Source organism: Sulfidibacter corallicola (assembly GCF_017498545.1).
Classification (GTDB): Bacteria; Acidobacteriota; Holophagae; order Acanthopleuribacterales; family Acanthopleuribacteraceae; genus Sulfidibacter; species Sulfidibacter corallicola.
On the sequence record NZ_CP071793.1, the window covers coordinates 9,024,058 to 9,039,434 of the forward strand.

Consider the following 15,377-nt stretch of genomic DNA (forward strand, 5'->3'; position numbering starts at 1 on the left):
CCTCTCTTGAAATAAATCCGTTTGGAGTTCCCGAATGCCGAAAGATTCGTCGTGCCAGGTCGGTTGGGCACGGCCGGTATGGCCGCTGGCACGACACTTCGAGGTGATCTGCGTTTCGCAAGGTCGATTGGTAAAAGAGCGAAGCGGATAAGTCGGGCCTAAAAATCTCTCGATGATCGATTTTGAACCCTTCTAGACCGCTTCGATTGGTTGAGCAAGCTGCTCAACCTACATGCTTTACGTCGCTTATGCGCATGCGGGTTCTCCAAGCCGGCTCGCTTCGCGTTGTTTCTTTCTCGAAATCGAGTGGGTTGGCCCGCTGTTGCGCGGTTCTTTTCTGACAAATGGTTGACACAAGCATCAAACCAGGCCGAAATGCGCTCTGAGTGGTAGAGGACATCGGTATGGGAATCCCCCAGGGGAAGGTTAACCATAACTCAGTCAACGAACAGCTCAAACTTACGGAACCATCGGCAATAAGCGCTCTCCGACGAACATCGCGTCGAACCGGGACCGCTATTGCCGATTAGGGGTTGGCTCCGCCCGTGACGGACCGAAACGTAACGCCGTGTCAGCAAAATCCACGTTTGCAACTGGAAGGTGGTCGCGTAGGACGTCTGAAACAGGATTTGGCCGCGATTTCGGCATTCCGGCCCCTGGCTGACCTCACACCGGTTGGAGACGACGGGCGGATTCAGCGATCCGCCCGCCTCTGGAATCAGGCGTTTTTCTCGGCCGCGGCGAGCTTCACGCAGAGGGCCATGACCTCGGTCGCCTCGAGGATCGCGGGCAGGCTCGGCATCGAAGGCGCGATGCGAATCGTCTTGTCGTCGGGATCGTGACCGTTCGGGTGGGTCGCCCCCGCCGGGGTGAGCTTGACGCCAGCCGCACCGGCCAACGCCACCACGCGCTTGGCCAATCCCGGCGCCGTGTCGAGACAGATGAAATAACCGCCGCGCGGTTGGGTCCAGGTAGCCAGGCCGGTTCCTTCCAATTCCCGCGTCAAGACCTTGCGGACCCCTTCGAACTTGGGCCGCAAAATGGCCGCGTGCCTTTTCATGTGGGCGCGAATCCCGGCCATGTTCTGGAAGAACCGCAAGTGGCGCAGTTGATTGAGCTTGTCGTTGCCGATCGTCTCCATTTTGACGTGGCCCAACACGTCGGATCGGTTCTCCACACTACAGGCCATGGCGGACACGCCGGCTCCCGCGAAGCTGATTTTGCTGGTGGAACCCAACATGATCACGCGGTTGGGGTTCCCGCACTGTTTGCAGGCCTGCAGGATGTTCTTCAACTGGTCTTCTTGATCGTAGAGGTGATGGTGGGCGTAGGCATTGTCCCACAAGATCCGGAAATCGGGGGCCGCCGTGGTCATCGAGGCCAGCCGATCGACGACCGTGTCACTGTAGGTCACGCCATTGGGGTTGGCGTACTTGGGTACGCACCAGATGCCCTTGATCGACGCATCCTCGGCCACCAGCCGCTCCACCTGGTCCATGTCGGGCCCCTCGTCGTTCATGGCGACGGGAATCATCTCGATACCCATTTCCTTGCAGACGTTGAAATGGCGGTCGTAACCCGGGACGGGGCACAAAAAGCGGACCGCCGATTCGCGGCACCAGGGGCGCGGGCTGCCAGGCACGCCGTGCAGCATGGCGCGCGCGATGTAGTTGTGCATCAGGGTCAGACTGGCGTTGCCACCGATGATGACCTCTTCGGCGTCGCATTCCAGAAAGTCGGCGAACAGTCGCTTGGCCGCGGGCAGACCGTCGACCACGCCGTAATTGCGGCAATCGGTGCCGGCATCGTCCTTGTAGTGGTCGCCATCGACCAGGGTCAGCATGGCATTGGCCAAATCCAGTTGCTCCGGGCCTGGCTTTCCACGGGTCATATCTAGCTGGAGCTGCTTGGCTTGGACGGCCGCATAGCGCTCCTTCAGTTGTTCGAGGCTTTCTTGGGGATGAGTCATGGTAGGTTCCTCTTCATCGTAGTTTGGGGGGAAACACAGCGTCAACCGCTGGAGACGATGGCGCGGGGATCGGGTCGTCGAACCGGAGGCGCAACGACCCGCTTCGGGGCTTTGGCGAGCGTCGCGAACTTGGCGAACAAAATAGCACACTTCGGGTGATGGGGCTCCCTTCGCTGGCCAGTTAGTGCTCTCATCCAGGAATCGGGTTTTTCTGCAAACGCTCCCCTGAATCTGAAGGGTTGCCCATACCAACTGGCATCGGCAGTCAGGTCTCAGGCGCCGGCTCATTCCCTTTGACCAATGATCTTGCCGAGACCTGACGCCTGATACCTGATATCGCGCCCTTCCAACCGGATCGCTTGGGTTGTTGACATGATTTCGTTCCTGGATGGGCCTGATGATTCGTGTCAATCCGTGTGATCCGTGGGCAGTTTTTTCCAATGAACGGGAAGATCTATTGCGAGCACCAGGTGACGCCTCGGAACCAACGCCGAGATCAACTGGCAAGATCTCTATCCCACATGATTTCGAGCGCCTAGGGCACCGCGATCGGGAGATCGATCTGGAAGGTCGCGCCCGTGCCGGGCCCGTCGCTGTGCACCGAGATCTTGCCCTTCATTTCGGAAATGACGTTGCCGCAATAGTGCAGGCTGAATCCGTGACCGTGCTTCTTGGTCGTGTAGCCCTGGTGGAACACACGGGTGATGTCTTCGGGTGCGATGCCGGCACCGTTGTCGGTAATCTCCAGGCGCACCCAGTCGCCGTCCTTCCGAAAGGTATGGATCCTGACCTGTTTCTCGCGCTCCCCTACCTGAACCGTGGACTCCCAGGCGTTCTTGACCAGGTTCCCCAGGGCCCGCAGCAATTTGGTCTTCTGCACCCTAACCAAGGGTGAATCGCTGATCTCGGTGACCAGGTTGACGCGGTTCTCGCGAATGCTGTCGGCCTGCAGCAACACCGCCTCGTTCACCAGCTCCCGTACTTCGACGACCTCGTACCTGTCGTTCTGCTCGGTCAAGGCCTGCTGGGCGCGAATCACCTCGTTGAGTTCCTTGACGTTTTCGGTCAGCCGCTGACCCTCTGCCGCCAGATCGATCCTCAGCCGTTCCAGACTCTGGGCCGTGCGCTCCACGAACGGCACCACATTGACGCCACGGGGATCCTCCGAAAGGAATTCACCGAGGTGGTCCTGGTTTTCGACCAACAATTCGCCCAGCCGCGTCATTTGCTCGGTGGGCAACTTGTGGGCGAAATCGCGGATCAGGCCGGCCGAGACATTCACCCCGTTGAGGCCGTTGCCGAGGTTGTGGATGACGTCGGCCGAGATCTCGGCCATGCCGGCCAGGTGGGCCGCGCGGACCAAATGCCCCTGTGCCGCCTGCAACTCGCGGTTGGTTTTCTCGAGCGCCTGGGTCCGGGCGCGAACCAACTCCTCCAACTGGTTCTTGCGCGACTCGACCTTGCCCAGACGCAGTTGGTGCCCGCCAAAGATCAGCAACACGAACATCACCAGGGCGAACGCATAGAACACCTTGGTCTCGTAGAAATACGGCTCCAGGTAGAAGGAGACGGAATCGCCCACTTCGTTCCAGACACCGTCGTTGTTGGCGGCCTGCACGCGGAACCGATAGTTCCCTGGCGGCAGTGCGGTGTAGTAGTGAAAGCGCAGGTTGCCGATGTCCTCCCAGTCCTTGTCGAATCCTTCCAGTTGGACGCGGAACCGCACCTTGGCGGGCTCCTCGAAACTGATCCCGGTGAAATGGAACGCGATCTTCTCGGTTTCCGGGGGGAGCCGGCGCCGCGCGTCAGGCGGCACTTCGACGCCGTCGACCAGCACCTTGGTAACGTAGGTCGGCGGTTTCCAGGGGTTGCGGGTGCCCTGCGAGGGATCGAGGACGATCAGCCCGGTCATCGAGGGCATCAACAGGCGACCGTCGGCCGTGCGCCAGCCGCAGGGGCTGCTGCCGCCGTTGCATTCGACCAGCCCCTTGTCACCGCGCGATCCGAATACGGTGCTGGTCAGACGGTCGAGGCGGCCATCCGCCACGGCGTGGAGGTCGGCCTGCGAGACCCGAAAGAACCCGTCGTGGGTGGTCATCCAGAAATGGCCGCGGCCGTCGTCGAGAATCTTGAATAGGATATCCTGGAACAGCCCGTGATCGCGGGTCACCGTGCTGAACTGCCCGTCGACCAAGCGGTTCAGCCCGCCGTAGGTGCCGAACCAAAGGGCGCCGGTGTCGTCCTCCAGAATGGCGCGTACCGAGTTGTTGGCCAGGCCGTTGTCGGTCGTGTAGGAGCGAAATTTGCCGTCCGCATAGCTGCTCAGCCCGTGGTCGGTGGCGATCCAGATCGTGCCCTCGCGGTCTTGGTAGAAGGCGCGAATGACTTCGTCGGTCAGACCGTCGGCGGCGGTGTAGTTGGTGAAGCGTTGCCCATCCCAGACGGCGACCCCGGTCTTGGTCCCGACCCAGAGGTTGCCCTCGCGATCTTCCATCAGGGCGCGGATGTAGTCGCCGACCATGCCGTCGCGTTTGGTGAAGACCCGCACGCGATCGTCGCGCAAGCGGCCCAAACCGTAGCGCGTGCCGGCCCAGACGTCACCGTTGGAATGGGCCAGCACCGTGAGGACGAATTCGTTGACCAGGCCGTGCTCGCGATTCCAGCTCTTGACCTTGCCCTCGTGCCAGCGGCTGATGCCGCCGCCTTCGGTGCCCATCCACACGGCACCCTGATTGTCTTCCATCACGCTCCAAACCAGGTTTTTTGGCAACCCGTCCAGCTCGCCCACCACGTAGTACTTGCCATCCTGGTACTGAAAGAACCCGTTGCGGGTCCCGACCCAGAGGGTCTGTTCGGCGTCCTCGGCAATGGAGTAGATGCCGGTTCCGAATTGAGAGTTCGGCCCGGTATATCGCTGGACCCGTCCCTCGCGGTAGCGCGCCAATCCCACTTGGCCGGTGCCCAACCAGATGTTGCCGCCGGAGTCTTCACAGATGGCCTCGATCTGTAGGGACCGCGGCTGACTGGGCACCCATTCGAACCGGTAGGGCGTTTCATCGACCGCACGGTCGCCCGACGGCAGGGGAATCGCCCGCATGAGGCCGCTGACCCGCGTGCTGACCAGGATGGTGCCTTCGCGACTTTGAAAGAGCGCCGAAATGTTCTGGCCCCAAACCTCTTCGTGTGCCTCGAAATGCCGAAGCGTCTCCCCTTCCAAGATGCTGAGCCCCTGATCGGTGCCGATCCAGACCCTGCCCGCATCGTCCGCCAGCAGCGACACGATGTTGTCGGAACCCAGTCCGTCGGCGGTGGTATAGGTGCGGAACCGGTCGCCCTCCATGACGCACAGGCCATCGCTGGTGCCGATCCACAGACGATCGCGCGTGTCGCGCGCCAGGCTCCACAGGTGCAGGCTGGGCAACCCGTGTTCCAGAGTATAGGCCTCGAAGACGCCGTCGCGCAGGCGAACCAAGCCGCTGGCGCGGGTGCCGATCCAGAGGGTGCCGTCGGGGTCCTCCAACAGCACTTCCATGTAGCCGTCTTTGAAGACCGGATTGAACAGGCGATCGTCATACTGATAGAAATTTTCGAAGGTATGGCCGTCGAACCGCGCCAACCCGTTCTGGGTGGCTACCCAAAGGTATCCGGATTTGGCCTGAAGCACATCGTTGACGGTGAGCTGGGGCAGGCCTTGGGCGGCGCCCCAAAGCGTGACGCGATACTGGTTCGGCTCGCGATCGGGGTCGAGTGCGTGAAGGAAAGGCAGTAGCAAAGTCAAGGCGAACAGAGAACGAAAGTGACGCATAGGCAAACGAACCACGGAGAGAACGTGCGTCGCGATGCGCCGACGTCTCTTCCGGCCAGAAAAGGGAGGATATGAGGGTTGCGCCATTGTACACCAGTTTGCGTCGTTTTGCGGCCAGGAGAAATGATCGGCGCGAAAAGGCGATCGCGCCGGGGCCCGGCAGTGCGGAGGTCTCGTTCGTGTCGTCTGTTTCCTAAGATAAAAATCGGTTCGCTTTCTTATTTTCCAAACCTGAAAACTCTGAAAGAGGCGCTAGAATTCCAGTTGGGAAGTGCCCATCCAGCAACGGGGGATGTCGCAACCGTTCCTCCGCCTTGGTTGGGCACCATGTGCAAACCGGTATCGACAGCCAGCTCTCACGTTTCGACCAATCACCGGGCGATGGGAATCTTGCCGAGTCATGCCACCCGATACCCGAGCCCGTGCCCATCCTGAAGGACCGACTTGGCGGTTCCGATTTTTCCATTTCCGGCTGGGCACCGGAACGCCGCCCCCGAAGGTCACGCAGTGCCTCGGCGCAGCGCCCCCACCGTTCGGGATCCACCTCCGGCGCGACCCTCGCAAAAAAGTTTAGACTACCGTTCGAAACGGCGCGTCAGAGGGGGTGGAAAGGGGAAAAGAACCCATGGAGCACTTACTCGACACGGAATTGGTGAAACGCGCCCAGAAGGGTGAAGGTCGGGCGTTCGACGTGTTGGTCGAACGGTATCAGGCCAAGATCACCCGTCTGGTCTACCGATACGTGCACGATACCGATACCGCCTTGGACCTGGTCCAAGACATTTTTTTCAAAACATTTCGCAATTTGATTCATTTCAAGGGCGAATCCCAGTTCTCCAGTTGGATCTACCGGATCGCCATCAACGATTGCATCGATTACAAAAGACGCCTGAAAGTTCGCAAGGAGCAGTCGCTCCAGGTCATCCAGGATCGCGGCTACGACGTGGCCGATCACCGGGCCGAAGCGGACGTGGAAGGCATTTACGCTGCCAAGGATCAGCGCGCCTGGGTCGAAGAGGCCGTGCGCGACCTACCGCCCAACCAGCAATCGGTCGTGGTCATGAAAATCTATCAAGACATGACCTTCGACCAGATCTCGGAGATTCTCGACGAGCCGGTCAGCACCATCAAGAGCCGGCTGTACAAGGCATTGAGCAATTTGGGCAGCGTCATGAGGAGAAAACAAGTGATTGAAGAAGGGGGCTTATCGTGAGGCATCTCTCCGAAGAAGAATTGATCGACGTCCTGATGGGGGAACCCCGAGACGACGAACGGGCGCAACACCTGGCCGAGTGCCCACCCTGCCAAGAACGGTTCCGCTTGATTTCCGATGGATTGAAAGTGGCCAAGGCCGCCGAACCCATCATCCCGGCCATGCCCAAACGCCACATCTCGTTTGCCCGCTTCAAGCACCGGGCGCTGATTCGGCGCACGGCCGCACTCGGCGCGGCGGCAATGTTGGTGCTCTCCTTGCTCGGTTTCCAGTTGAAATTCGATGCACAGGGTTTTTCCATGGGATTCGCGTTGTTCGGCACGAAGGCCAACAACCAGGAACAGCGCATCGCGGCCTTGGAGGAGCGGCTCCTGGAAGCCATCGAGCTCAATGCCCAACTGACCCAACGCGAGGTGGATCGCCGATTTGACGCGGTGTACGAGGAGCGCGACGAAAACCTGGGGGTCTTCACCGAGGCCCTGACCGACAAGATGAAGGAATTCGAGCTTAAAAACGCGGAATACCTTGTCACACTTCGAGAAGACTTGATGCGCGAAGCTCGCAAAAACGAATTAAGGACTCGTCAATGATCGTCATGAATCCCTCCACCTTCGCTCTTTTCTTTCTGTTGCTGCCTCCCTTCGACGCGAATAACCGCGAATTGACCATCTGGGAGGAGATCGCCGGAGTCGAGGTTCTGGTGAAAAAGCGCATCAACGAACAGGGCACCCGATTCGGCGTCTTCACCTCAGATCCGGTACGCGGCTATTACCTCGACCAAAACGGCGTGTTGGTGCTGATTCCGGTGCGGTACCGCAGCCAGGCGGCCCAACCGGTCGGCGACAACGCCACCGCGATCGAAGGTCAGGCCCAGACCATCTCGCTCAACCGAAACGAAGTCAACCGGCGCATGCGGGCCTGGCGGGAAAAGCTGCAGCGAGAGGACCTGCTGCGCGAAGCCGATTTCGAGAAGATCGTCACGCAACTTCGCGACAGCATCCCCGAGTTCATCGGCCAACTGACCCAATTGTCAGCGGAGGAGAAGCTGATCCTGGTCATCGAGGAGCGCGAACCGGCCTGGTACTTCGCGGGGTTGAACGTACGTCACGACAGTTCGCGCAAATTGGTCACGCTGAGCGTGAACAAGAGCGACGTGGCCAACGTGTCGGCCAAGGAAACGGAATTTCCCGGCGATTGGATCAACAAGGTCAAGCGCATCAACAATCAGCGCGACCCCAGCAGCATCCTCCCTTGAGGCGATCTCGATTTCGGTAAGGCCGATGGCCGGGTCGCCGAAATCGAGAGAAGCGTCCAAACCAGGGCGAGGACCACGAATCGGAGCTCGGGGATCGCACCATCGGCCGTCCGCGCTCGGGCGGGAAACCCGAGCCGTCTCCACCCTTCCGCTCAACTCACGGGCGTCGGGGTCGGCGAAGCGAAACGCGCCTCGATATCCTCGCGGTCGATGATCAAATCCCAGAGATGGGCCGCCGATTCGGGAATCGGCGCCATCAGCTTGAACCCCTCGCGCAGGTAGAAACAGGTGGCGTCCACGTTCTTCTTGTGCACGTTGAGCCGGACACAGTTGACGTTCGGGAAGTGCAGGATGCCGCGCAGAAACGCGCGTAGCGCCCAGCGGCCCACGCCCCTCCCCTGGTACTGCTGGTCCACCTGAAACCCGAAGAACCCGGCGGCACCGGTTTCTTCCAAGGTGTAGCAGAACATGCCCACCGGCTCCTCGCCCATGCGAATCACCACGGTCTGAGGCCGGATTCCATCGGAAAAGACCTGTTCGCGCAGGAGCTCTTCCGGCCTGGGCACGTACCGACGCTGGGCTGGGGGTAGTTCCAACTGGTGCATCTTCTGCCAGAGCGAAGGATTGGCGGGCACCACGTTGAGCCGGGCATCGTCCTGCGAGGCGGTCTCGGGTTCGGCGGTATCGGTGCGCTCGAGCCAGGCGTACTTCAGGGAGAACACGGCCAATATCTGGTGACACCAGCCTTGGAGCCAAGGCGTTTGCGTTTGGTGGTCCTCCGCTGCGAGCCGTCTCAGCTCGGCCATCATCTCCTTCCGCGGCAGGCACAGGACGGCCAGGGCCGCTTCGGCGAAGTCGTGTACCAACTGAAGGGTTTCCTTCTCGTACGCGCGCATGCGCACCACGCTCAGAAAGCGGGCGTCCGGGCGGATCGGTTTCTTGGTTCCGTCGAGCAAGGCGCGATCCTCTTCCACCGACCCGGGAAACTGCGCCAACGCCGTGTCCACGTGCTGAACAAGCAGGTGCAACGACAGAATTTCGTGCTTCAGGGAACGCGGTTTCCCTTCGCGATCGCTCTGGTACACGCTTTGATCCAGAGTGGCGGACACGACCATGCGCAGCTCGGTCAGGCAGGTTTCCATCGAATCCCAGGAGTCGGTCGAGACGATGAAATCTTTTGAGTCGGCGCCCTTCCAATGCGCCAGCCTCAATTTGATCGTGGGATCGCGCGGGTCCGGCACCAGTTTGATGCGGGCGTCGCGGCGGTCGCTCGCGCGATCGAGGAAGCCGTAGTTGACGAAGAAACGACCGTTGGACTTGGCGCCGTAGGTGACACACAGTTCGCTGCCGGCAGCCAAATCGTGATTCAGTTGAAGCACGAACCCATTCTCGGCCGAGGCGAAGTGTCGCTTGCAATCGTACCCCTGGCGGTGGTTGTACATGTCGAGCAACGGCACCAACGCGGGAATGCAGTCGTCCTCTTCGCCGGGAACCCCGAAACAGCGGGTGTTCACCACGGTCATGGCCCACGTGAACGCCGAAAGTGCGTGACGGGAGAAGCCGGGCACGGCTTCGCAAAGCGAGCGGTAATCGGTCTCGATGATCCGGCGCCGCTCGTGAACCATGTCGAGGCAATAGGAACCCTTGAGACAGGTGAGCAACCGGTCGTTGAAAAAAATCGGACAATCGTCGAAGTCGGCGGGCAGGGTCCGTAAATACGGCAGCCAGAAGGAACGCGGATTCTCCATTTCCTGAAGCAGAAACGCGGCGAGCACACATTGTCCGGAGATCAAGCTCACTCGCGATCGGTGAATCGCCCGACCGATATCGGAGGCGTCGGCCGTATCGCGACACATCATGACTTGCCGGGGAATGAACAGGGCTTCGTTTCCGCGCGAAAATGGCTTGGCGGCAATCACTCCGCGGTTTCCAGGCGCAAATTCGACGACACGCTGATCGGGAAAGCGCGCGCCATGCTGGAGGAGCCAATGAATCAGGGCATCGTGTTCGTTCATCATTCGAATCGGCATCGCATTCATCGGGTTCCTCGCCAAGGGTGGTTTCGAAAGGGCCGCGACCCAACACAGGTCCGCGAAACACATGATAGCGAGAAACTATGTAAAGAATATGGAGGTCCCACGGTAGAACGCAAATTCGCGTAAAGATCGGAGGTGGCGGATTTGATCGGGGTGGGGTTTGGGTCGATCTTTTTTATTTTTACCACTGAGTCCACGGAGTTCCCAGAGAAGCAGGAAAGGGCTCGGTTCCCCTGCGTTACAGAACCCCCATTCCGAAAAGTACGACAGAGCAAAACAACTTGGGGCCACCCTACCGACTGGGCCGATATGGCGAAGGCTGTCGACTTCACCGTTCCGAGAGGAGACCGAGGGAAACGCAGTCGCCATAGACCGAGATGAAACCTTGACGGAATATCATCTAGGTCATGCGTCGCAGAGCTTGCTCTGGGTCACACCTAAAGCTTGAATATATAGTCTAAAAAACCGACACTCAGTGTGGCCGAAAGCGCTTTGAACAAGATTGACCTGGCGCGCTGCACGGGCCTGAAACCTACTCCAAAGGTATCCCTTTCGAAAAAGCGAGAATCTGAAAGCAGTTCAGTTTCGATCTGTATCTACCCCGAAACCCTCTGGCCTACTTCAACCTCGGTGGGCTCGGAATCTATCGCCTCAGAGCCTCGGACTCAACTGCAGCGAAGACTTTCTCAAACCTCCGTGTCCTCCGTGGACTCTCTTGAAACAAAGTTGCTCGGAGTGCCCGAATGCCTAGAGATTCGTCGTGCCAGGTAGGTTGGGCCGCTGGCCCGACACATCGAAGCGATCCGCGCTTCGAAAGATCGAGTCGTAAAAGAGCGCAGCAGATAAGTCGTGCCTCCGATCTCTCGATGGCGCAAAATATTTCTACCAAGTCGCTTCGATTGGTTGAGCAAGCTGCCATACCGGCCGTGCTCAACCTACAGGCTTTACACCTCTATTGCACGTACGGGCTCTCCGAGTCGGCTCGCATCGCGTTGTTTCTTTCTCGAAATCGAGCGGGTATTCCCGCTGGTCCGGGGCTCTTATGTAACAAACTCTGTAAAGCTCGAAGATAAAGATAAAAACCTAAAAAGGCGGATGTGCAGGGAGTTCGTCGAAAAATGTCGGCCCGGCGGGCCAACTTACTGCAACGACGCCCCTCTCACAAATGCGGGAACTCCCAAACGATTCGCTTCGATTAGTTACCCACCTGAAACCCGGGCCCCCGGCCTGGGCAACGACTCAGTGGTAAAAAAAATCGCCCCCACAAGCCCCGACCAAACCGCGACGCAACCTCCACCACCCACAAAAAATGGCGGGCGGCGCCGAAGCGCCTGCCCGCCGAAAAACCGGTCAAGACGGAATGTCCGGACCGCTCGAGGTGCTACTCAACACTGATGACCGGGTTCGCCAGCAGGAAGGGATTCTGGCTGCCGGGTCGAGAACCGCGCAGGGCCGTCACACTGATGGGACCGGTGGCCTCCAGGCGAATCACGGCGTTGCCGGCATCGGGGAATTGGCGCGACAAGTCAACCAGCGATTTGGCGAGCACGCCCAGGTCTTCGACCAGCACCGCGGTTTCGCGGGACTGATCCACGTCGCCGATCACGGTGGCGCTGACGGTTACGGGTACGGTGCCCGTGTTCACCATGGCGATGCCGTCGAAGATGAGGTCGGCCTCACCCAGGTGAATCAGGAAACCCCGACCCTTGATCGTGGTTTCCGACACGTGGGCGCTGACCCCGTGGGCACCGGCCACGCGGTAGGCCGCCGATACCTTGGCCGCGGTGGCACCGGTGACGGCGATGTGGCTGGGCTCGCCGTCGTTGGCGATCAGACTGGGGCGGATCACGCTGCGCGACTCCGCCGGGATGCCGATCTCTTGTTCGCCGATAACCGTGCCCGCCGGATCGTAGACCTTCAGCGTGTAGGACAGGTCGGCGGTCGAGGGATTGGTGAGGTACAGGGACGTTTCGAAACCGCCGCCGTCGCGGGTGACGTGGGGGATCCAACGCGCGTTTTCGTTGCCGGTGGAACCACCGCCGGCGTCATCGGAAATCAGCTTCTGGCGATAGTTGAGCACCACGCAACGCATGCGGTTGACCTGTTCGAGCGTGAACTCGGTCATGCAGGTCTCGGGCATGTAGTTCATGTAGTTGCGAACCGGTTCCTCGGCATCGCAGGAGGTGCGGGCGGCACAACTGCTCACATCCAGATCGGGCACCGGATGGGGATTGGTGTCGCAGATCAGGTCGCCGGTCTTGTTGCAGTCTCCGGTGATGCAGGGTTCGCCTTCCTCCATGCCGAAAAAGGTGTGTTCGAGGCCCAGGTAATGGCCCATCTCGTGGGTGGCCACGTGGTGCGATTCACCGGTGGCATCGTCGCGACCCATCAGGTCGTAGGCCACCACCATGCCTTCGAAAGCGGGCTCGGCCCAGGGTTCCCAGGGCATTTGGTAGACCACGCCGCCGGCACCCTCGCCCGCACTGGTGTACAGGTTCACGTAACGCTCGGGATCCCATTGAAGGGCCGCGCCGTATTGTTCCAGCTCACCGTCGAAATAGGCGTCGTTTTCCACGTAGACGATGCCCGAGCTCGGGTTCCCGCTGGGATCCCGATCCGCCAGGACGAACTGAATGCCGCCGTCATTGCCCGCGGCGCCGCTGGTCCCCTCGATGGCGCGAAAGTCCTCGTTGAGGATGCGCACCGCGTCGCGCACGGTTTGCTCACTGAGTTTGCCGGTGCCGTCCGCCTTGTGAATGACGTGAATGACCAGCTTCAAGGTGAAAATGTCGTCGACCCGATAGGCGTCGCTGATGATGGTTCCGTTTCCGTCGCAATCGGAAGGAACCTTGGATACGAATTCGGCCCGGCGCGTTTTGGTGCCGCAACCGCGGCGTTCACCGGGACCCGCCCATGCGGAAACACTGAACAACAGCGCCGCGACCAGCAAGAGCACTCGGTTTGTGGCGATGGAACTGGGTTGAATGAATGGGATCAATGGAAACTCCTTGTGCGTAGATGTGCAGTTCAAGCAGGTCCTTCCGTCCGTCGGCGCACCGATGCCCATGTACGGCGTCCCTCGAGACCTCCGCACCGCAATCATGTGACGTCTTCTTCCGGCGAAATCGAGTATTTTTTAAACAATTATCAGGTTTAACATACGCCTTTCAAACGTCTCCCCTGCTTCTTATCGATCCTTTACGCGGTGCCCGCGGTTCCCCCCGACACATGGTCCGCTTTTTTGGGGATTTGCGATAGATCCCACGCGCGACCGGCATCCCTGGCGCCGTTCCTCCGCCGATTTTGTTATGATTCGAGCCAAGAAGCATTGCAAAAACCGGTGGAGATCCTTCACTTCCACCAAGGCGCGAACGAGCGAGGACGGCCGCCATGTTGACGATCGATTCCAGCGACGCAGATCCCCTAATTCCCGACTCCGAATACCGCCACATGTTGGAAGCCGTCGACGGCGCACGCCTCAAACGATGGCTCGAAACCGTGGCCGTGCCCCGCCATTTCACGATGGAACCGGAGGCCAACCGGCGCATCGGCGACTGGCTGTTCGATCAATTGAAGCGAATGGGCTACGACGTGGCGTTCCAGGGAGACTATCGAAACGTGGTGGCCCTTCCCGCACAACCGTTCGACTGTCCGCTGGTGATGGTGGGCGCCCACTACGACAGCGTGCCCTATTGTCCGGGCGCCGACGACAACGGCAGCGCCGTGGTGGCCCTGCTCGAATGTGCCAGGATCCTTTCCCTCGCGAGTCGGCCACAGCCGGTCGGATTTCTTCTGTTCAATTGCGAAGAGGACGGACTGCTGGGTAGCACCGATTTCGTGAAGCACTACCAGAAAGGCGATCCCTACACGATCGGCGGGATCCAGGTGCTCGAAATGCTTGGCTACTGCGATCATCGACCCGGATCGCAACAGGTGCCGCCCGGTCTGCCGATCCCGGTGCCGATCTCCGACACCGGTAATTTTTTGGCGATTCTCAGCAATCGCCACTCCAACGCCCACAACGATCGCCTGATGCGCCTGGCCAAAACCTACGTGCCGGAATACGAAGTCCTGGGTTTGAAAGTGTTGATGGGCGTCGAACAGTTCTTCCCGGTACTCCATCGCAGCGATCACTCGCCGTTTTGGAAAAAATCGATACCCGCCATGATGTGGACGGACACGGCCGAGTTTCGCAACCCGCATTACCACCGCAGCAGCGACGTGGTCGACACGGTGGATTTCGCGTTTCTTCGGTGGGCCACCCAGTTGCTGGTGTTGGCGGTGTGCGACATGGCCCGCGAATTCCGGATGCATCATTGAGCCGCTTGGCAGAAATTTGATTGGCGGTGACTTCGGGTTTTTACCACCGAGTCGCCGCCCAGGCCGGGGGCCGGATTGCCGGTGGTCGGAATGCCGAACCACCGGCACACCGGCCACCGGGTTTCAAGTGGGTAACTAATCGAAACCAATCGCTTGGGAGTTCCTGCATTCACGAGAGGGGCGTCGTGCACGACGCACATTAATTAGGTTGGAACTCCTCGCATGGATTACTTCGATAAGTTCATCCGGCGGGCTTATCGCCCTTGATGCCCCTACCGGGCGCGACAAATCTCTCGGCATTCGGGCACTCCGAACGGAACTTGCTCCATCAGAGACTTTAAACTTTATCTTTGAGCTTTATAGAGTTTGTTACATAAGAGCCGCGAACCAGCGGGCATACACAGTTCGATTTCGAGAAAGAAACACTATATATGGTTTCTGGCGAAGGGCAATGGGTCATTCATCCGAAAAACTTAGCAGGAACCCATGAACATCGGAAAGCAGGAAAGGACCGGAATTGGTACACATCATGGTCCTGTTTTTCCTGGTTTCGTTCATTCCTGCCTTCCTGATCAAGATTTAACGACGGCAAGACCCAGGTCAGGTAAAAAACAACACTTTTTTTCAAGAGCGGTCACGCCAAAAGCATTTTTTTGAGCGTGGCCTTACCGTCCACGTGGACGTCACTCTTCGGTGAATCCATCAGGAAGCCAGGAACATCCGAAGCCAGGAAATTGACGGGGTCGATCGTTCGAAGCCGACGACCAACGCCGACAAGG

General features: G+C 59.5%; 8 protein-coding genes. 4 read left to right on the forward strand and 4 right to left on the reverse strand.

Going from position 1 to position 15,377, the window contains the following annotated elements; translation table 11 throughout:
* Positions 1-718 precede the first annotated feature (718 nt).
* Both J3U87_RS27405 and J3U87_RS27410 read right to left on the reverse strand, forming a co-directional pair.
* The gene (locus J3U87_RS27405; RefSeq protein WP_237378973.1) at positions 719-1,969 is read right to left on the reverse strand and encodes an aspartate aminotransferase type Ic; all 1,251 of its coding nucleotides are present in this window, start codon (positions 1,967-1,969) and stop codon (positions 719-721) included.
* A 535-nt stretch (positions 1,970-2,504) separates the two neighbouring features.
* Entirely contained in the window at positions 2,505-5,774 is a 3,270-nt protein-coding gene (locus J3U87_RS27410; RefSeq protein WP_237378974.1) for a sensor histidine kinase, read from the reverse strand.
* 625 nt (positions 5,775-6,399) lie between these two features.
* Between J3U87_RS27410 and J3U87_RS27415 the strand changes: the two genes are divergently transcribed.
* The 3 genes from J3U87_RS27415 to J3U87_RS27425 are packed head-to-tail and all read left to right on the forward strand — an operon-like array spanning position 6,400 to position 8,242.
* Positions 6,400-6,987, forward strand: a complete 588-nt coding sequence (locus J3U87_RS27415; RefSeq protein ID WP_237378975.1) for an RNA polymerase sigma factor — start codon at positions 6,400-6,402, stop codon at positions 6,985-6,987.
* Positions 6,984-7,577 carry an anti-sigma factor gene (locus J3U87_RS27420; RefSeq protein WP_237378976.1) on the forward strand — a complete coding sequence of 198 codons (594 nt, stop codon included), beginning with the start codon at positions 6,984-6,986 and terminating at the stop codon, positions 7,575-7,577. The genes J3U87_RS27415 and J3U87_RS27420 overlap by 4 nt, the downstream gene beginning before the upstream one ends.
* The gene (locus J3U87_RS27425) at positions 7,574-8,242 is read left to right on the forward strand and encodes a hypothetical protein (protein ID WP_237378977.1); all 669 of its coding nucleotides are present in this window, start codon (positions 7,574-7,576) and stop codon (positions 8,240-8,242) included. The genes J3U87_RS27420 and J3U87_RS27425 overlap by 4 nt, the downstream gene beginning before the upstream one ends.
* A gap of 152 nt (positions 8,243-8,394) precedes the next feature.
* Here the strand turns inward: J3U87_RS27425 and J3U87_RS27430 are convergent, their stop codons facing one another.
* Together J3U87_RS27430 and J3U87_RS27435 are read right to left on the reverse strand one after the other, a co-directional pair.
* Positions 8,395-10,260, reverse strand: a complete 1,866-nt coding sequence (locus J3U87_RS27430) for a GNAT family N-acetyltransferase (RefSeq protein ID WP_237378978.1) — start codon at positions 10,258-10,260, stop codon at positions 8,395-8,397.
* Positions 10,261-11,659: 1,399 nt separating this feature from the next.
* Complete coding sequence (locus tag J3U87_RS27435; RefSeq protein ID WP_237378979.1) at positions 11,660-13,276, reverse strand: M43 family zinc metalloprotease; 1,617 nt, start codon at positions 13,274-13,276, stop codon at positions 11,660-11,662.
* A 392-nt stretch (positions 13,277-13,668) separates the two neighbouring features.
* On the opposite strand from J3U87_RS27435, the gene J3U87_RS27440 reads away from it, so the two are divergent.
* The gene (locus J3U87_RS27440; protein ID WP_237378980.1) at positions 13,669-14,598 is read left to right on the forward strand and encodes a M28 family peptidase; all 930 of its coding nucleotides are present in this window, start codon (positions 13,669-13,671) and stop codon (positions 14,596-14,598) included.
* The last annotated feature ends 779 nt before the right edge of the window (positions 14,599-15,377 follow it).